The organism is Amphritea sp., from assembly GCF_048266285.1.
GTDB lineage: Bacteria > Pseudomonadota > Gammaproteobacteria > Pseudomonadales > Balneatricaceae > Amphritea.
This window is the reverse complement of sequence record NZ_JBLWZV010000015.1, coordinates 43500-62140: the sequence shown is the minus strand read 5'-3', so window position 1 is coordinate 62140 and position 18641 is coordinate 43500. Positions and strand designations below refer to the sequence as shown.

General features: G+C 51.5%; 16 protein-coding genes. 6 read left to right on the top strand and 10 right to left on the bottom strand.

Annotated elements, in window-relative coordinates; all coding sequences use genetic code 11:
• The 8 genes from panB to dksA all read right to left on the bottom strand — a co-directional run bounded on the left by panB (nucleotide 1) and on the right by dksA (nucleotide 9251).
• Nucleotides 1-795, bottom strand: a complete 795-nt coding sequence (panB, locus tag ACN0T0_RS14890; RefSeq protein WP_417227429.1) for a 3-methyl-2-oxobutanoate hydroxymethyltransferase — start codon at nucleotides 793-795, stop codon at nucleotides 1-3.
• 130 nt (nucleotides 796-925) lie between these two features.
• Complete coding sequence (folK, locus tag ACN0T0_RS14885; protein WP_417227427.1) at nucleotides 926-1429, bottom strand: 2-amino-4-hydroxy-6-hydroxymethyldihydropteridine diphosphokinase; 504 nt, start codon at nucleotides 1427-1429, stop codon at nucleotides 926-928.
• Nucleotides 1422-2834 carry a polynucleotide adenylyltransferase PcnB gene (gene pcnB / locus ACN0T0_RS14880; RefSeq protein ID WP_417227425.1) on the bottom strand — a complete coding sequence of 471 codons (1413 nt, stop codon included), beginning with the start codon at nucleotides 2832-2834 and terminating at the stop codon, nucleotides 1422-1424. The genes folK and pcnB overlap by 8 nt, the downstream gene beginning before the upstream one ends.
• A 558-nt stretch (nucleotides 2835-3392) precedes the next feature.
• Nucleotides 3393-4784 carry a sigma-54-dependent transcriptional regulator gene (locus tag ACN0T0_RS14875; protein ID WP_417227423.1) on the bottom strand — a complete coding sequence of 464 codons (1392 nt, stop codon included), beginning with the start codon at nucleotides 4782-4784 and terminating at the stop codon, nucleotides 3393-3395.
• A gap of 66 nt (nucleotides 4785-4850) precedes the next feature.
• Complete coding sequence (locus ACN0T0_RS14870; protein WP_417227421.1) at nucleotides 4851-7748, bottom strand: ATP-binding protein; 2898 nt, start codon at nucleotides 7746-7748, stop codon at nucleotides 4851-4853.
• Nucleotides 7738-7914: a hypothetical protein gene (locus ACN0T0_RS14865; protein WP_215953262.1), complete on the bottom strand. Its 177-nt coding sequence runs from the start codon at nucleotides 7912-7914 to the stop codon at nucleotides 7738-7740. The genes ACN0T0_RS14870 and ACN0T0_RS14865 overlap by 11 nt, the downstream gene beginning before the upstream one ends.
• Nucleotides 7914-8786 (bottom strand): tRNA glutamyl-Q(34) synthetase GluQRS, encoded by an 873-nt coding sequence (gene gluQRS, locus ACN0T0_RS14860; protein WP_417227419.1) that lies wholly within the window; start codon nucleotides 8784-8786, stop codon nucleotides 7914-7916. Before gluQRS ends, ACN0T0_RS14865 begins: the two co-directional genes overlap by 1 nt.
• Nucleotides 8787-8822: 36 nt before the next feature.
• Nucleotides 8823-9251: an RNA polymerase-binding protein DksA gene (dksA, locus tag ACN0T0_RS14855; protein ID WP_303580518.1), complete on the bottom strand. Its 429-nt coding sequence runs from the start codon at nucleotides 9249-9251 to the stop codon at nucleotides 8823-8825.
• A gap of 368 nt (nucleotides 9252-9619) precedes the next feature.
• On the opposite strand from dksA, the gene ACN0T0_RS14850 reads away from it, so the two are divergent.
• Nucleotides 9620-10777 carry a pyridoxal phosphate-dependent aminotransferase gene (locus ACN0T0_RS14850; RefSeq protein ID WP_417227417.1) on the top strand — a complete coding sequence of 386 codons (1158 nt, stop codon included), beginning with the start codon at nucleotides 9620-9622 and terminating at the stop codon, nucleotides 10775-10777.
• Nucleotides 10777-11481, top strand: a complete 705-nt coding sequence (gene sfsA, locus ACN0T0_RS14845; RefSeq protein WP_417227415.1) for a DNA/RNA nuclease SfsA — start codon at nucleotides 10777-10779, stop codon at nucleotides 11479-11481. The genes ACN0T0_RS14850 and sfsA overlap by 1 nt, the downstream gene beginning before the upstream one ends.
• Here sfsA and ACN0T0_RS14840 read toward each other — a convergent pair whose 3' ends face one another.
• Entirely contained in the window at nucleotides 11482-11808 is a 327-nt protein-coding gene (locus ACN0T0_RS14840) for a Rieske (2Fe-2S) protein (protein WP_417227413.1), read from the bottom strand.
• 129 nt (nucleotides 11809-11937) lie between these two features.
• On the opposite strand from ACN0T0_RS14840, the gene ACN0T0_RS14835 reads away from it, so the two are divergent.
• From ACN0T0_RS14835 to ACN0T0_RS14825, 3 genes are read left to right on the top strand one after another with little or no spacing between them, the layout of a single operon-like run.
• Nucleotides 11938-12876: a TonB family protein gene (locus tag ACN0T0_RS14835; RefSeq protein ID WP_417227411.1), complete on the top strand. Its 939-nt coding sequence runs from the start codon at nucleotides 11938-11940 to the stop codon at nucleotides 12874-12876.
• On the top strand, nucleotides 12873-13862 hold the full coding sequence (locus ACN0T0_RS14830; RefSeq protein ID WP_417227409.1) for a FecCD family ABC transporter permease: 990 nt from the start codon (nucleotides 12873-12875) through the stop codon (nucleotides 13860-13862). The genes ACN0T0_RS14835 and ACN0T0_RS14830 overlap by 4 nt, the downstream gene beginning before the upstream one ends.
• 17 nt (nucleotides 13863-13879) lie before the next feature.
• Nucleotides 13880-14614, top strand: a complete 735-nt coding sequence (locus tag ACN0T0_RS14825) for a heme ABC transporter ATP-binding protein (protein WP_417227483.1) — start codon at nucleotides 13880-13882, stop codon at nucleotides 14612-14614.
• An 18-nt stretch (nucleotides 14615-14632) separates the two neighbouring features.
• On the opposite strand, the gene ACN0T0_RS14820 is transcribed toward ACN0T0_RS14825, so the two are convergent.
• Complete coding sequence (locus ACN0T0_RS14820) at nucleotides 14633-16246, bottom strand: AAA family ATPase (protein WP_417227407.1); 1614 nt, start codon at nucleotides 16244-16246, stop codon at nucleotides 14633-14635.
• A gap of 48 nt (nucleotides 16247-16294) precedes the next feature.
• Between ACN0T0_RS14820 and mrcB the strand changes: the two genes are divergently transcribed.
• Entirely contained in the window at nucleotides 16295-18640 is a 2346-nt protein-coding gene (gene mrcB / locus ACN0T0_RS14815) for a penicillin-binding protein 1B (RefSeq protein WP_417227405.1), read from the top strand.
• Nucleotide 18641: the final 1 nt, after the last annotated feature.

Sequence of the window (18641 nt, the reverse complement as noted above, 5' to 3'; positions counted from 1 at the left end):
TTATTCGAATCCGTGTTCCGGTCCGGGGAAAGTGCCTGCCTTAACTTCTTCGGCATAGGCTTTAAAGGCACCGGCGATATCGTTGCTTTGCGACATAAAGTTTTTTACAAACTTAGGGCTGCGTCCCGGCGTGATGCCTAGCATATCGTGCATCACCAGCACTTGGGCGTCTGTTGCGGGGCCGGCGCCGATACCGATAACGGGAATGTCGACTGCTTCAGTGATTTCACCGGCTAGCAGTGACGGAACGCATTCCAGTAACAGCATTGCTGCACCGGCTTGCTCTAGACGCACAGCATCTTCGATCATCTGTTTGGCGGTATCATTGTCGCGTCCTTGAACTTTGTACCCGCCCAGCACGTTGACCGCCTGTGGGGTAAGTCCTAGGTGAGCGCAAACGGGAATGCCGCGCTGCGCCAATAGGGCGATGGTTTCGTCCAGCCAAGCGGCACCTTCTAGTTTGACAATATGGGCGCCCGCTTGCATCAATGCAGCGGCGCTGTCCATCGCCTGTTCTGGCGTGCCATAACTCATGAAGGGCAGATCAGCCATGATCATGGAACCCTGATTGCCCGCTTTTACAGCCGCCGTGTGGTATGCCATCTCTTCGACGGTAACCGGAAGTGTACTATCGTTGCCCTGCAGTACCATGCCCAGGGAATCGCCCACTAACATCACCTCAACACCCGCGGTGCTGATAAGGTGAGAGAAACAGGCATCATATGCAGTCAGAACTGCAAATTTTTCACCGGCCTGTTTCCGCGCCATTAGGGTATGAAGGGTAATGCTGCTCATAAGAGAACCTGCTTATTTATTACTCACACGGGTGGGGATTATACCTAGGCCTTTTAGGATTAACTATTATCTATTAAGCATAGGCAGCAAAAACGTTATAACCTTATGTTTTATAACATGTTTTGTTTGACTAGATTGGCTCCAACGTACCGTTTTCACAGTGTTCAAGGCAGTTAGCGAGGCTTATCTGGTTGGGAATATGCACTTCAGGTGCGATTTCAGCCAGAGGGTAAAGCACAAAATTACGTGCTTGAATAAAAGGGTGTGGCACGGTTAATCGCTCGCTGCTGATCTGTTGATCACCATAAAGTAGTAGATCTAGGTCGAGGGTACGTGGTCCCCAATGTTGAATTCTCACCCGCTGATGTTGCTGTTCAATCGCCTGTAAGGCATCAAGGAGTTCAATGGGCGAAAGGGTCGTTTCGACGCTGGCGACGGCGTTGATATAGTCTGGTTGGCCGGGCGGGCCAACCGGGTCGCTGCGATAAAGGCTGGAATGTACCAGCGCGCGACAGTGGTCTAAACGTTCAAGTTCAAGCAGGGCGGTGGCAACCTGAGTTACGGGGTGCTCTAGGTTGCTACCGAGGCCGATATAACAGCGGGTCCATGTTTCGGTGGATGAAGACTCAGCCATTGTTCTGCTCGGGCTTTTTAGCCGGGCTGCGGCGACGTCGGCGCCTCTTGGGTGCCTCGTCTTTAGGTACTTCGCGGGACATATGACTGCGGATTTGTGGATTTTGAGTCTGGTAGTCCGTCCACCACTTACCCAAACCTTCGAGATCTTCGCCGCTGTTTTCGCGCAGCATTAATAGATCATAGGCCGCTCGGAAGCGCGGGTGTTCCATGAGTCGGTCGGCGCGTTTACCTTGACGGCGTGGTAGGCGGAACTGTAATTCCCAAATCTCGCGGATCGGGGTAGAAAAGCGCCGAGGAATAGCGGTTTGTCGAATCTGTTCAGAAATGATCTGATTGGCAGCTTCATGCATCGCCGGAACGGTGTGCATGCCATCATTCTTTTGTAACTGGGCCATCCTTCGCTGCATTGGATACCACAGTAACGCAGCAAACAGAAAGGCAGGGGTAACGCTCTTATTCTGCTGTAAGCGTCGATCGGTGTTCTGTAAAGCATTCAGTATTAGCGGCTCGACCGGTTGGCCTTGTGGGTCATCGAGACACTCAGCCGTTTGCCGGAAGACATGTTCCAGTAGGCCGTATTTACGGAACTGGCGAAAGGACTCAACGCCATGGCCAGATTGAAAGATTTTCAAGGTTTCATCGAACAGCCGTGCTGGAGCGATATCCTTCAGCAGATACCCTAACTCATATAGGGGGGCTTCGGTTGCCGGTTCAATGGTGAAGCCAAGCTTGGCGGCAAAGCGCGCCGCCCTGAGCATGCGTACCGGGTCTTCACGGTAGCGTGAGTCCGGATCGCCAATCATTCTTAGCGTGCGGTTCTGCAGATCATTAAAGCCGTTAGTGAAATCATAAACGCAGTGATCTTTAGGGCAGTAATAGAGGGCGTTAACGGTGAAGTCGCGTCGTAAGGCGTCCTCTTCGATAGTGCCATAAACATTATCCCGAACGATCATGCCGCTATCATTCTGGCGGCCATGTTCACCATCGCTATTCTTGGGCTGGCTATCATGGCTGGCGCGGAATGTGGCGACTTCGATCATGTCTCGGCCAAAGCGTACATGCAGCAATTTAAAGCGTCGACCGATCAGTCGTGAGCGGCGAAAAATGGCATGCGCCTGTTCGGGAGTGGCATTGGTGGCGACATCGAAGTCTTTCGGTTCCTTATCCATGAGTAGATCACGGATGCAGCCGCCCACTAGATAGCCTTCATAGCCCTCATCCTGCAAGTGGTATGCTGTTTTCATCGCCGCATCGTTTAGCTGTCGGCGGGGAATCCGATGGATCTCTTCAGAGATAAGCACGGGGCCACTTTTGGGTTGGCTGGCTTTGCCGGCGGATTGCTTTCGATTACTGCCGAATAGTTTACGGATAAACGAGCCTATAGGTGATGAGTTCTTGTCCATAGCTTACTGAGATGCTTACACAGAAATAAGAGCGCAGAATAATAGCACAAAATACAATCAAAAAACGTAGTAAAAGCCGTAGTTTATCGGATCTTTGATGCAGTATGGATTGGGAGATTTGGCTGGGTAAAAGGAGATGGGTAAGCTGATCGCTTTTAGACAACAACTCAGTATTAGCTTGTTGTTTTTATTTCTAATAGCACTGATTCGGGACCGTTGTATTGGGTGTCAATTCAGCGATCAGCTTGTAGAGCCTCATTTTTATTTTTATTCGAGGCAAGATACTTATCAACTAATAATCTGGGTTTTATTTTTATTATGATTATTAGCAGTAAGTGTTTTTTTTCTTCTTGATCTAAATATAGCACTTGCTGTGCCAGTTTTATTAACTATATGTTTTTATTGTTATTTTTTGTTTTTGGCGTTTATCTGTTACCCGGTGTTACCTGTGGGGGTAACAAAAAACGTTACCTTTATACACATGCTGCATCTGCTTGGTGGGGGAAAAGTAACACTTTTGAGTAACCTTTGTACGACCAAATGATGCCCGCCGCTGTTTTACTCTTTTGGTTTGCGGGGAATCCCCAGTTTTTGTCGTCGCTCCCATAAGCACTTTCGGCTGACGCCTAACTTTTTGGCCAGTTTGGTTTCGCTCATGCTGTCTTGGTTTTCCAGTACAAAGCGCTGAAAGTAATCATCCAGAGAAAGATTTTGCTCGGGACGTCGTTCCCTCGATTCGCTTTCCGCGACCAAGGAGTTGCCGCTGGCAAAGCTTGATTCTAGTTTAGCCAGTGAGTCAGGTTCGATGTCGAGACCCAATAGATCGGTGGTGATCATATGATCCTCAGCCAGAATAACTGCCCGCTCGATGGCGTTCTGTAACTCTCGCACATTACCGGGCCATTGATAGCGAATCATGGTGGTACAGGCATCATCACTGAATTTGAGCAAAGGTGAGCCGAGCTTTTCGCAGCTTCGCTGAAGGAATTGCTGGGCAATTTCGATGATATCTTCGCCTCGTTCACGCAGCGGTGGCATCTGTAACTCCATGACATAGAGTCGATAATACAGATCCTCTCGAAACTCGCCGGTTTTTGCGAGTGCTTTTAGGTTGCGGTGGGTAGCGGCAATAAGCCGGACGTCTACATTGATCGATTTGACTGAACCTACACGACGGATCTCACTTTCCTGCAAGAAGCGGAGCAGTCGGGCTTGAGCTTCCAGCGGTAGCTCACCAATCTCATCGAGAAACAGCGTACCGCCATCGGCTGCTTCAATTAGACCGTTGCGGGTCGCATCAGCGCCGGTAAATGCGCCTTTCTCATGACCAAAGAGTTCTGATTCGATCAGGCTTTCTGGAATAGAAGCACAGTTGACTGAGACCATTGGCGAACTGGCGCGGGCGCTCTGCTGGTGAATCGCTCGAGCGGCGAGTTCTTTACCGGTGCCTGATTCGCCTTGAATCAACACCGTGGCATCGGTACCGGCGACTTTCTGGATGCGGCTGAACAGGTTTTGCATTGCCGGGCAGTTGCCGACCATTTCGTTGCTGCTGTTCGGGCGTGCATTTCCTTTAGGACTGGCGGTATTGTCATCATCACCGCGAAGCTTGATGATGTTGGCGATGGTTTCTAGGATCTCATCGTGATCAAAGGGCTTGGCGATATAATCCACGGCCCCCATCTTCATCGCATCGACTGCTGAGCGCATGCTGGCGTAACTGGTCATAATAACCACGGGCACGGCTTTGGCGAGATTGATCAGATCGGTCCCGGGCGCGCCGGGCAGACGTAGATCACTAATGATCAGATTATAATCATTGAGATTAAACTGGCTGGTTGCTTCGTCAACGGATCCAGCATCGTCAACGGTGTAACGGTTGCGCTCCAACAGTCGTCGGAGGGCGGAACGTATAATAGATTCATCTTCTACGATCAGAATGCGGCTCATTCGGTTTACCTTTGCTTCTAGTCCTCGGGTCTGCAGATGTTTGTTTATGCTACAAACTTAATTCTGCTAAGTGACCGGGAGGGTGATAACCACCTGAGTGCCATTATTCTGATTTTTATTGGCGGGACTCACTACGTTAATACTACCATAATGCTCTTCGATGATGTTATAGACCAATGACAGCCCTAATCCAGTGCCTTTGCCCGGGTCTTTGGTGGTGAAAAAGGGTTCAAATAGTTTGTTAATGTGCTCCGGTGAGATGCCGCTGCCTTCATCATTGATGGTGATGACCACGGAGTTATTGCCGGGTGTCGCTTCAAGCCATACGGCCCCTTGATCCGGAGAGGCATCGCAGGCATTGTTGATGAGGTTGATAAACACCTGCATTAATCGCTGTGGGTCACCACTGATATGAACCGTACTATCAATGTTGTTGCTCAGTTTGAGCGCTCGCCCGCGACTGTCCATCGATACGAGGTGTAACGCCTCATCAGTTAATTCTTTTAGATTGATGCTTTCTAGATGTTGTTGATTATCGCTTTGACCTGAGTGGGCGAAACGGACTAATGATTGCACGATGCGAGTGATGCGCTGTGTTTGGGTGACGATCTGTTCGGCGCTTTCCAGAATATAGGGGTCTTCCGTCTCATATTTTAGATTTTGCGCGAGGCAGGCGATACCGGTCACGGGATTGCCGATTTCATGGGCAACACCGGCGGCAAATCGGCCAATGGATGCGAGCCGCTCGTTATGGGTTAGTCGATTGACCAGCAACTGGTTCTCGGTTTCGTTCTCCAGCAGGATGACCATTGACTCAGAGTCATCGGCAAGATTGGCCTTGTGCAGACTTAGCCAGCAGTTTTCGCCATCAATGAGCAGATGTTGTGACAGTAGGTGGTTGGTTTCTTCGCGAGAGAAGCTGTCCAGCAACTCCCCCCAAGGCGCGGGTAGGCTGATCAGTTTGCGGGTTAGCACGCTGGAGTTCTTTTGTCCGGTAAAGTGTTCCATCTCTTCATTCCAGAACATAATCTGTCCTTTCTCATCTAGCGAGCAGGCCCCGACAGGTAAACGCTGCAATGTCATGCGGTGATGGCGGCGTAGGTTATCTAACTCTGCGGCTAAACCGCTGAGGCGGGTTTGATAGGTTTCTAACTGCGCTTCTAACAGATGAATATCCCGGGTACGATATTCATCGACAGGGCCGGTTTGCAGCTGCTGGTTTAGCAACGTGCTGGCTTCTACTGGGCCAAACAGTGCGCTCAAGCGGCTTTCGATATGGGTTCGCAGTCTAACGAGATCGATGGCGTTGAGTTCGCCGCTGAGCAGGTTGAGCTCTTTGAGGGCGTGGTCTATTTCGCGTTGAGCAGTAGTACTGCCTAATCGTGGACTAAGCAGGTCGACTAATTCATCGCTGTGGTTGATGTTGAGCTGAGGGCCGACTGGGCGCTGCAAACTGTTGTGTAGGCAGGCGCTCGCACTGGCGATCTCTTCCTGAGAACTGCGCGTGAGAATAGACGCGAGTAGAAATACTATGATATTGGCCGATAGCGCGTAGATGGCAATCTGGTGCCAGTTTTTATCGTCCAGAATGACCGCCTCCGCATTGAAGGCGTCCCCCCCGAGTAATCCGGTTAACATGGAAATAATCCAGATCGCCATACCCGCGGTTAGTCCTAGGCAGAAGCCGTTACGGTTGGCTCCGGGCCAGAACAGTGTCGCGAGAATACCCGGTAGAAACTGCATAAAGGTAATAAAGGCCAGTGTGCCTAGCCAATGCAAATTGTAGTTCAGGCCGACTTCACTGTAGAACAGATAACTGCTGAGCATCATCACCACGATCAGGATGCGTCTTAGCCAGAGTAAGCGGGAATATAAGCGGTCGGTCGCCAGGGGCGGTGTGAATGGCAAAATTAGATGATTTTGCAGCATCGAGGCGATCGAAATAGTGGCAACAATAATGATCCCGCTGGCTGCCGTTAAACCGCCGATAAACGCAAGGGTGGTGAGGAAGTTGGAGTCGAGCTGAATACCGAGGTTGAGAATAAGAAAGGCTGGTTGATCGGCGATGCCCAGTTTGATACCGGCCCACAGAATAGGTGGCACCGCCAGCGCCATAATTAGTAGGTAGAGCGGTATGCCCCAGCTGGCTTTGTGCAGGCTGTTGGATGATGTGTTTTCGGTAAACATCATATGGAAGGTGTGCGGCATCACAATAATGGCGGAGAAAAAGCCCAGTAACATCGTGCGCCACATATCGCTGTCGAGTGGCGTGTCGAAAATTGCCAACTCTTGTGGGTTTTGTTGCAACCAGAGTTCTAGGCCGCCGGGGCCATCCATCACATTAAATAACGCATAGAGGGCGATGGTCACCATGGCAAATAGTTTAATCAGTGAGCCGGTGGCCATAGCGACAATCAGTCCGGTGCGGTTATAGCGCAGCGACGGATTGCGGGCACCGACGAGAATGGCGAACAGTGCAATCAAGGTGCAGAAGCCGATGGCGATCTGGTCGGAAGAAAAATCTTGGTTAAGAATATGTAGTGAGTCGGATACCGCCTGAATCTGAATCGAGATTAGAGGCAGAATTGCAATCAGAGAAAAGAGCGCCGTTAGGGTGCCTGCGGTTGCTGAACGGAAGCGGAAAGCGAATAGGTCGGCTAGTGAGCTGAGTTGGTAAGTCCGGGTGATGCGTAAAATTGGAATCAGTATTACCGGGGCGAGAAAGAAGGCGCCCGAAGCGCCTAAATAGGAGGCAAGGAAGCTATAACCGGACTCTTTTGCTAGCGCGAAGGTGCCGTAAAAAGTCCAGACGCTGGTAAATACGCCGAGCGATAGCACGTAGGTGATCGGGTGGTAGATGATGCGTTTTGAAATCCAGCCACGCTCGGTAATATAAGCGGTGCCAAAGAGCGCGGTCAGGTACGCAATGGCGATGAATATCAGTTCCGTTAAATTAAAATTCATCGCTGCGCCGTCTCCTTTCGAGAATAGCAATAATCAGGATTAGGGCTGCCCAGATAATAAAGGGACGATACCAAGGGGTAGCGGAGTCGGGCCACCATTGATCGAGCAGGGGTGACAAAAGATAACCGCCAATCACTAGCACGATGAGAACGCGGTAAAAATGCATCAGTTATCCTCCAAAATAATGCCCATGCGCTTGGGAATGGCGTTGATATCCCAGTGCTCGATAGCCCATGCAAGGCACTCATCGAGACGGCAATCGTTCAATTCGGCCACCGGTTGTTGACCCAGAAAAACCAAGGCGCGAATAATCTGTTGGCGTGCCTGATGGGCATCGAGTGCCGGAGCCAGTGTTTGTTTACTGAATTTTTGGCCTTGGGTGTTGGTAGCGACTGGAATATGAGCATAGATGGGCTGAGGATAGCCCAGTTGTTGCTGTAGGTGTATCTGTTTCGGTGTTGAGTCGAGCAGATCTGAGCCACGAACAATATGATTAATCTGTTGCGCGGCATCGTCAACAGTGACGGCCAGTTGGTAGGCGAAGAAACCATCACGGCGAAAGATAACGAAGTCTTCGTTCTGTCCGATGGCGGGTTGCGGCCCTTGAATCAGATCATCAAATGAATAATGTTGGCTGCAGATGCTGCGAATAGCACAGTGCGACGATTGCGGCGGATGGCTGTGACAATAACCATCATAATGGCTGCCGCCGGTGCGTTGGCGAATTTGTTGTCGTGAGCAATTGCAGGGATAGGCAAGCTGGTGAGAGAGAAGCTCTGTTAAAACGTCATTATAGATCGCCAGACGGTCGCTTTGACGAATAACCGGGCCATGCCATTCAAAACCAAACTGTTCTAGGGCGTAGAGGATGCTATCAGTTGCACCTTTAACTACGCGGGGAGTGTCGAGGTCTTCGATGCGAACAAGCCAGTGGCCATTGTGTGCGCGAGCGTCAAGGTAGCTGGCAAGTGCAGCCAAAAGAGAGCCAAAATGGAGCGGGCCGGTGGGTGAGGGGGCGAAACGACCTGTATAGACCATTGCAAAAGCGGCTGACCATGAGCCAGCCGCGGAGGGTCAAATACCGAGCTGCTTCTCTTTGATCTCAGCCAGTGTTTTGCAATCAATACAAAGCGTTGCAGTTGGACGTGCTTCCAGTCGACGCACACCGATTTCTACGCCACAGGCTGAACAGTAACCATAATCATCATCGTCGATGGTTTCCATCGCTTTTGAAATCTTATTGATTAACTTACGTTCCCGGTCACGAGTACGCAGTTCGAGGCTAAATTCCTCTTCCTGACTGGCTCGATCGCTAGGGTCGGCAAAGTTGGTTGCTTCTTCCTGCAGGTGGTTTACGGTACGGTCAACCTCTTCCATTAGTTCCTGTTTCCAGGCGTTCAGGATTTGGCGGAAATGATCTTTTTGAGCATCATTCATGTACTCTTCGCCTTCCTTAATCGGATAGGGCTCAAAGTGGGTGAACTGTGTTTCTTGATTCGGCATAGTTCTGCCTCGCTTCTCTCTCAACAGGTCGGGCAACCGTGCCCGAACGCTTCTACCAACGGCTTTGATGCTGAAGGTGTTTTAAACCATTCATCAGAAGGGAGCTGAAGTTACCAGAACCTTTGGGTTAGCACCAGCCCCCAGATCAAAAAACTATTTTTGTTGTGATGCCAGCCTATTTGTTGATTTAGTCACGCTGTTGTGAACGTTGACTTCTTGGAAGCTGCACAACTATTCACTATAGCAGTGATTCGCGGCTTTATAGTATTGCTTCGGTGTTCTGTTGACCTAGGAGTTCTGCGTTACAGATATGACTAATGTATAATCACGGCCATTCAAAAAAACCGTCTACAGGAGAGCCGCCTGTCATGAATAATTGGTCGGATCGGGTCGCTGATATTGAGTCCTTTAAAGTAATGGATTTGTTGAAGCGTGCGAAAGAGTTGGAAGCTCAAGGGCATGATGTGGTGCATATGTGTGCCGGAGAGCCGGATTTTGCCACGCCGGCACCGATTGCCGGAGCGGGCATCGCTGCGATAAAGGATGGGCATACACACTATACGCCGGCAGCGGGGATTCCATCGTTACGGGAAGCGATTGCTGGCTTTTATCAGCAGCGTTACGGCCTGAATATTCCGGCTGAACGGATTATCGTCACGGCAGGTGCTTCGGGTGCGTTATTGATGGTGTTTGCGACTCTCGCAAACCCAGGTCAGACCTTTATGATGGCGGATCCGGGTTATCCCTGTAACCCTCGCTTCCTTCGCCTGCTTGAAGCCCGTGGTCAGTTAGTGCCGGTTGAAGCCGCCGATAATTATCAATTGACGCCAGCGTTGATCGAACAACATTGGCAAGCCAATACTGCTGGTGTATTGCTGGCATCGCCCTCGAACCCTACTGGCAGCGTGGTACCTCGGGAACAGCTCGAACTTATTGCTCAAACGGTTAAAAGCAAGGGTGGGCAGCTGGTGGTCGATGAACTCTACCATGGCCTTACCTATGGTTTTGATGCGACCTCAGTGCTGTCGGTAGATCAGGATGCATTTGTCCTCAATAGTTTTTCTAAGTATTTCGGCATGACCGGTTGGCGGTTGGGCTGGACTGTTGTGCCGGAGTCCGCCGCGGCGGATATCGAACGGCTGGCGCAAAACCTATTTATCTCTCCATCGACTATTGCCCAGCATGCCGCATTGGCTGCGTTTCGTCCGGAGACTCTTGAGATCTTGGAACAACGGCGGGAAATCTTTAGAGAGCGTCGGGATCTGTTGGTGAACGGCTTACGCGCGCTAGGCTTTGGCGTGCCACTGATGCCCGAGGGCGGCTTTTATGTTTATGCCGATGCCTCTCGCTTTACCGATAATACCTTCGATTTTTGCTGGCAACTGTTAGAGCAAGATAAGGTTGCGGTGACACCGGGTATCGATTTCGGTGATTATCTGGCGAATCGTTATATTCGCTTCTCCTATACCACCGGGGTGGCTCAGATCGAAAAAGCTTTGGCGCGTTTGCAGCAGAGGCTTAGCTGATGCAGCTTGAGAAGATGCAGTCCGGGCGGCTGATTAAACGCTATAAACGTTTTTTGGCAGATATCGTGCTGGATAGTGGTGAGCAATTGACGGTGCACTGCCCTAATACCGGCTCGATGAAAAACTGTGCCGACCCTGACAGTTTGGTGTGGATTCAGGATTCGGGCAACCTAAAACGGAAATACCTGTTTGGTTGGGAGTTGGTGCAAGTGGAGGGGCGTTTTTGGGCCTGTATCAACACGGGCCGGGCAAATGCCTTGATTCGGGAAGCGATTGAGTCCGGTGTTATTACGGAACTGCAAGATTATCAGCAGATTCGTCAGGAAGTGAAATACGGCGATGAAAATAGCCGTATCGACCTGTTATTAGAGAGCGCCCAGCGGCCACTGTGTTATGTTGAAATTAAAAATGTCACCCTGTTGGAAGAGAATGGCATTGGCTCATTTCCCGATGCGGTCACGACCCGAGGCGCTAAGCATCTTCGCGAATTAATGCTAATGGTGTCACAGGGGCATCGGGCGGTGTTGATGTTTTGTGTTCCTCATACCGGCATTACACAGGTGCGCCCGGCGGATCATATCGATCCTGCCTATGGTCGCTTACTCCGTGAGGCCGCGGCTGCGGGGGTTGAAATTTATGCTTATGGTGCCAGTATCACACCGCAGCAGGTGACCATCAGCCACTCGTTGCCGGTGTGTCTGTGATTATAGTTGTATACAGATCTGCCCCTCAATTACCTCAAAGCTGACCGGCACTAGCTTGGCGCCCGTGCAGGGGCCTGCAATACACAGGCCCTGATCAATGGTGAATAGCGCGCCGTGAGTTGAGCATTGAATAAACTGTTTTTCCACATCAAGAAAAGTATCGGGCATCCACTCCAGCGGAATTCCCTTATGGGGGCAGCGGTTCTCGTATAGATAAATGCAGCCTTTGCGGTTAACCGCGAAGAGTTTGCGTTCATTTAGCTCAATTCCCTTCGTGCTGTTTTCAGGCAATTCACTGATGGGTAATAACGGTGTAACTGTAGTCATGGTGAATCCGTTTAATGATCCTATGAGAAAATATCAGACAGTTGTGTTGATACTGCTATTATAATCGCCAACTTTTGTTACCAATCCTAGCTTATAACCACTAGCTTATAAAAAATGTGACCTAAATCTGTGAACAGCCTGCTGGCCGCTCTATTAAAGTGGCGTATTTTTATTTTGACCATTGGGGTGTCGGGTGTTGTTCATCTGGCCTTGATCGGTGGCTGGTTGGCAGCATGGGAAGCACCTCATTTGAGTGGGCAGGAAGGACTGACGATCAGCGTGACGGCTCCGGCCGCAGACGCTTCGGTTGAAGCGGTCGTACCGACTGGTGTCGAAAAATCATCATTAGCTGCGGCAAAACCGGCTTCGATTACCGCTGATAATGATGTTAGCGCGTCGGCCACAGTGGCACCTGTGCCTAATCGGGCGCTTAAACCGGTGAGTCCCCAAGGGGCTGATAGCACGCTAGCCGATGATGTGCCGTCAAAACCGAAACAGAGTAAAGCCTTAGAGGATCGGGTATTAGCTGCAGGGTTGGCAACCAAGGCGTTAGAAACAGAGGCGATAGAGCATACGGACGCGACAAGCCCACGGCGAGAGAAACCGCTGACGCAAAAAAAAGTGACGCAGGTTTCACCGCAGAGTGCGTCATTAACAGAAAAAACTATAACTGAGCCGCCGATCTCTGAGCCGTCCGTATCGGAGCGGCGGAGCCCTGCGGTAGCTTCGACAGCCGTCACTGGCGCGCCGCCGCAATCGTTAACCTCGTCAGGTATGCCGCTGCTGCAGTCTCAACCGGCATTTCGAACCCCGCCGCAGCCCCCAATATATCCCCGTTTGGCCCGTAAGCGTGGCATTGAAGGACGGGTGATGTTGCAGGTGATGATTGATCGTAACGGGCGGGTTACAGGGCAGCAGGTGGAACGCAGCTCGGGATCTGAGTTACTTGATCGGGCGGCGCAGAAAGCGGTGCAGCATTGGCAGTTTGTGCCAGCACAGCAGCACGGTATGGCGGTGGCCTCCTATGTGCGGGTGCCAATTGATTTTGTTTTGGAGAAGCATAAATGAGTCATCGCAGCGTGGTATGGGGGTTAGGCTTATTGTTGCCATTGGTGATGCTGTTGTCGCTACTGACCGGCCCGGTGTCACTGGATTTAACGACCGTATTTGAGCCCTCAATTGCGGCGCAAGTGTTCTGGCAGTTACGGGTGCCCCGCCTATTGCTCACCCTATTAGCCGGCGGTTTATTAGCGATTACGGGGGCGGCGGCTCAATCGCTGTTTCGTAATCCACTGGCTGATCCCGGCCTTATTGGTATTTCGGCGGGGGCTGCCCTGAGTGCCGGAGTGATGATGGTGTTACTGGGCAGTTCAGTCTATCTACTGGGGGGGCTGATGTTGCCGCTGGCTGCGTTCGTCGGCGGTGTTTTAACCACGCTGCTGGTGGCGCGGTTATCGGTGACGCTGCAAGGGGTTTCTGTGACCAATATGCTGCTCTGTGGTATCGCCATCAATGCGATCGCCTTGGCCGGTCTCGGTGGTTTGAAATATTTAGCGGAAGATCAGCAGTTGCGTCAATTGAGCTTCTGGTTATTAGGTAGCTTGAATCATAGCCGCTGGCAAGATCTGTTGGTGCTCTCGGTGGCCGCTGTGCCGGTGTTATGGTTGCTGCCTCGTTATGGGCAGAAGCTTAATTTGCTCTTACTAGGCGAGGGGCAAGCGAGTCTGCTGGGGGTGGATGTGGTGCGCTGTAAGCGCGCCATGATTCTGCTTATTGCTCTTGGTGTTGGTTCAGTGGTGGCGATGACCGGCATTATTGGTTTTGTCGGCTTGGTGGTGCCGCATTTAGTGCGATTACTGACAGGGCCCGACAATCGTCGCTTACTGCCGTTAGCCGCGTTGTTAGGGGCGATTCTCTTGACGGTCGCCGATATTGTTTCGCGCTTATTGGTGTCGCCGGCAGAATTGCCGGTGGGTATTGTCACCGCGCTGGTGGGTGGGCCATTCTTCCTGCTGTTGCTAACCCGGGGTAAGCGGGAGTTGCGCGTATGTTAACGGCATCGGGTATCGGCTTGACGCGTAGCGGCAAAACCTTGCTGGAGGATATTAGTCTTGAGCTGAAGGCCGGTGAGGTGACGGTATTGCTGGGGCCTAATGGTGCGGGGAAATCGACCCTATTGGGTTTGTTGTCGGGGCTGCAATCACCGGATAGCGGCAGCGTTCGCCTTAATCAGCAGTTAATCAGCGAGATTGATCCACAGCAACGAGCGCGTTTTCTGGCAATGTATACCCAGCAACAGCCGCTTAACTTCCCCTTCTTGGTGGAAGAAGTGGTTGCCTTGGGCTGTTATCCGCTGATGTTGGATGCGGCACAGACCGCTGCTCGAGTCGCCAGTTGTCTCGCTCAGTTTGAGCTTGAGGCGCTGGCCCAGCGAGACTATACCTCACTCTCCGGCGGTGAACAGCAGCGGGTACAAGTTGCCCGAGTATTGGCGCAGACCGGAGCTGATTGTCAGGTGCTATTGTTGGATGAGCCGGTGAGCGAGATGGATTTGAAATATCAACAACTGTTGTTGCAGCGTATTCGGGCTGTGGCGGATCGTGGTGTGGCGGTGTGTTGTGTCTTGCATGATTTGAACCTTGCGGCGCAGCTGGCCGATAGGGTGGTACTGTTACAGCAAGGGCGGATGTTTGGCGCTGGGCCGGTTGCAACGGTGATGAACGCCCCTGATCTCAGTCAACTGTATGCTGTTTCGGTAAGTCAGGTAACCACCGACCCCCGGCCGGTGTTTGTCAGTACCCCGTAGGTAAGGGTATTCGCCGGGCTAGGGAATTAATGGCACGCTGATCAATGGGTCTTGGCTGATGTGATCGCACAGATGATGGATCGCTTGGTCGCCAAGGGTGTCAATCCGGTAGCTGTAAGGGAGCTCACCTTCGAGCAACGGCTGTTTGCTTTGTTGTTGCTGACGCATGATGGTGACATCCGCATCGGAAGGGTCCGCGCCTTGTTCCTGGCGAATGACTAGGCGTTTCTCCATCGCGCTCTGGTCGCAATAGCAGGCGATAATTCGCATCTCAACCCCAAGTTTTTTAGCCATTTTACGGTAGTTGTCGCGTGTTCTTTCGCGAATGAAAGTGGCGTCTACGATGACGGTTTCACCGGCGGTCAGCAGTTTGCGAGTTAAGGCTTTGAGGTGGTTGTAGGTATGCACATTCATCTCATTGCCATACATCTCAAGGTTTTCGCCTTTAAGACTAAACTCTCGATGCAGGCGTTTTCGTTCGACATCCGAACGTATGCGGATGGCGCCGCTGCGTTCGAGTAGCTGTTGACTCAAATAGCTTTTGCCACTGCCTGATACTCCATGCATGAGAAATAGCACAGGGGAGGGTTTGTTGGCGTAGCTTAAGGCGAGTTTGATATAGCGGCGATACTCGGTCAGATCTCGCTCAGCGCCGATCATGGCGACTTTAGCACGCACCATCGCCCGATAGCCTTTGTAGAAGTTCAGTAGTTGTGTGCCGTCGTAATCACCGGTGATTTCCAGATAACGATTAAGGCAGCGGTGAGATAGCGCATGTTGCTCATTGGCCTCGAGATCCATCAGCAGAAAGGCTAGATCACTGATGGTATCTAGCCAGCGGAACTCGAGATTAAACTCGATACAATCAAATAATCTAACCTGTCCCTCGAGTAGGGTGGTATTTGCTAGATGTAGGTCGCCATGGCATTCGCGTATATTACCTTCGCGTTTGCGTTGCTCTATTTTTGATGAGAGGCTGCGAAACTGCTGGCTAACTTGATAGGCCAGTTGTTGCAGTTCCATCCAGTCATCGAGGGTGTCGAGGTGTTCACTGGTGTGGGTAAAATTATCGCTGACCAGTTGCCAGATGGTATCTGGCTCGCCCCAAGGGCCATCGGTGGTGGCGTGGGGCACCCGCAGATGAAAATCAGCAATCTGTTGGCTGAGTTCATCAATGTGGGCTGGCAATAGGGTGTGGTTCAGTAATAATCGATCTAATCGCAGAGAATCATCAAACTGCCGCATTTTTACGGCATACTCGAACGGCACCTCTGGACTGTCCGGTTGTACGTTGTTTGAGTCATCATTAATGGCGTCTGTGTCTGGTTCAGCCGTGGTTAATTGCGCATCCATTAGTTTGGGCGTGGCGGGGCTGCCGCAAATCGCCACGACCTGTTGATAAATGTCCGGCGCTAAACGCTGATTCAGTCTTAGTTCTTCATAACAATAGTGTTTGCGACTCTCCAGACTGGTAAAATCGAGGAAACCAAAGTTAACTGGTTTTTTGATTTTATAGGCGATCTCTCCCGTCAGGATTACCCAGGAGATATGCGTCTCAATCACCCGAATCCCGGAGGTCGGATGAGGATAATTGTTAGGGTCTGACAGGGCTGTGATCAGTTCTTGAGTCATATATTCAGTATGTAGTTGCCGGATTTCACAGAGGATTATACGTAGCCAATGGCAAAAAAGAGAGGGGCAGCCGCGCCCCGTGCCCAAAAGAGTCGCAAAACAGTACCCAAAAAGTCGTCGTGGAAGCGTCGCTTGTTCATGCTGATGCTCAAATTAACGCTGGTGGTCATGGTTTTGGCCGCTGCTGGGCTGGTTTACCTTGATGCACAGGTGCGGGCTAAGTTTGAGGGTAAGCGCTGGGCGTTACCGGCGAAAGTATACGCTCGCCCATTAGAGTTGTTTCCCGGCCAGCCATTGAGCCGTGATGATCTCAAGATCGAGTTGAAAGGATTAGGCTATCAGTTTACCTCCCAGGCTACTCAGCCGGGCAGCGCCGAGTGGGCGAGCTCGCGGGTGCGGGTCTATACCCGTGGTTTTAACTTCCCCGATGGCGAAGAGCGTGCGCAACGGTTATTGATCGATTTTGACGGTGCTAGCGTCCGCCGTATCCGCGACGATTCTGGCAATCAGTTGCCGTTGGCCCGTTTGGAGCCGGTGCTGATTGGTGGCATTTATCCCAAAGATAATGAAGACCGAGACCTGATTCAGCTATCAGAAGCGCCACCGCACCTAGCGGATGCGCTGATTGCCATCGAAGACCGTAATTATTACCACCACCATGGGATCTCGGTGCGTGGTATTGCTCGGGCGATGGTGGCCAATATTAAAGCGGGTCGTTTTGTTCAGGGGGGGAGCACCCTAACGCAGCAGCTGATTAAAAACTTTTACCTGAGTTCTGAGCGATCCTTGAGCCGTAAATTAGCTGAGATTCCAATGGCGATGTTGTTGGATCTGCATTACAGCAAAGATGAAATTCTGCAGGCGTATCTAAACGAAGTGTATCTGGGGCAAGAAGGGTCGAGAGCCATTCATGGCTTTGGTCTGGCCAGTCAGTACCTGTTTGCGCAACCGATTCGTGAATTGAAGCTGCATCAGGTGGCATTGATGGCGGCGATGGTGAAGGGGCCCTCTTTTTATGATCCTCGTCGACACCCTCAGCGGGCGAAGGAGCGCCGCAATCTGGTGCTGAAGGTGTTACAAGAGCAGGGTAGTATTACGCCGCAAGAACGAGCGGCAGCTGAGCAGCAGCCACTGGGGGTGGTTAAGCAGCAGAGTTTGCAGAAAGGAGCCTATCCGGCGTATCTGGATCTGGTGAAGCGGCAGTTACGGGAGGAATATCCTGAAGAGGCCCTTAATAGTGAAGGCTTACGGGTCTTTACCGCACTCGATCCGATCGCACAAATACGTGCGGAAAACAGTCTGATTGAGGTTACCGCTAAGCTGCAAAAACGCTACGGTGCATCGATTAATGCACTGGAGGGCGGGATGGTGGTCAGCAATCCACTCAGTGGTGAGGTGCTGGCGATTATTGGCGGACGTAACACCCGCTATCAAGGCTTTAACCGTGCGTTGGATGCAAGACGGCCGATCGGCTCGCTAATTAAACCGGCGGTTTATCTGGCGGCGTTGGAGCAGGGTTATACCCTTGCGTCCATCATTGAAGATAAACCGATCGAGGTGAAGCTGCCGAATGGTGATGTCTGGCGGCCGCAAAACTATGGTCGGAGCAGTCATGGGCCGGTGCCATTACACCGGGCACTGTCACACTCCTATAACCAGTCAACGGCCCGGTTGGGGCTTGAGATTGGTACCGGTAAAGTGGTCGATATGCTCAAGCGACTTGGATTGCAGCGGGAGATCAAAGAGTACCCCTCGATGTTGTTAGGTTCTACGGCGCTATCGCCGCTGGAAGTTGCGCAGCTGTATCAGACCCTTGCCGGAAATGGTTTTCAGGTGCCGATGCGTGCCATTCGTATGGTGACAGATAGTCATAATGAAGAGCTGTCACGCTATTCGTTTAATATCCAGCAGACCGTTAAGGCGGGCTCCGTGCATCTGATTCAATATGCCTTGCAGGAAGTTGTGCGCGAGGGTACCGCCCGTTCGGTGTATAGTCGTTTACCGCAAAGCCTGACGGTAGCGGGTAAAACCGGTACTACGAATGATCAGCGCGATAGTTGGTTTGCTGGTTTTGCTGGTGATCGTTTGGCGGTGGTTTGGCTAGGTTTAGATAATAATAAGCCATTACCGTTGACCGGAAGTAGTGGGGCGTTGCGTGTCTGGACCGAATTTATGGCACAGGCTCATCCGCAACCCTTTGTGGCGGAAAGACCGGAGAGTATCCAGTATCATTGGGTCGAAGATGCAACCGGTCTGATGTCGGGTGAAGGCTGTGAAGGTGCACGACAGTTACCTTTTATTGAAGGCACTGAACCTAAGGAATCCTCCGGGTGTGGTGATAATGTTATCAATAATCCGCTTGATGTATTTAAGCGTTGGTTTAGATCGGAATAAA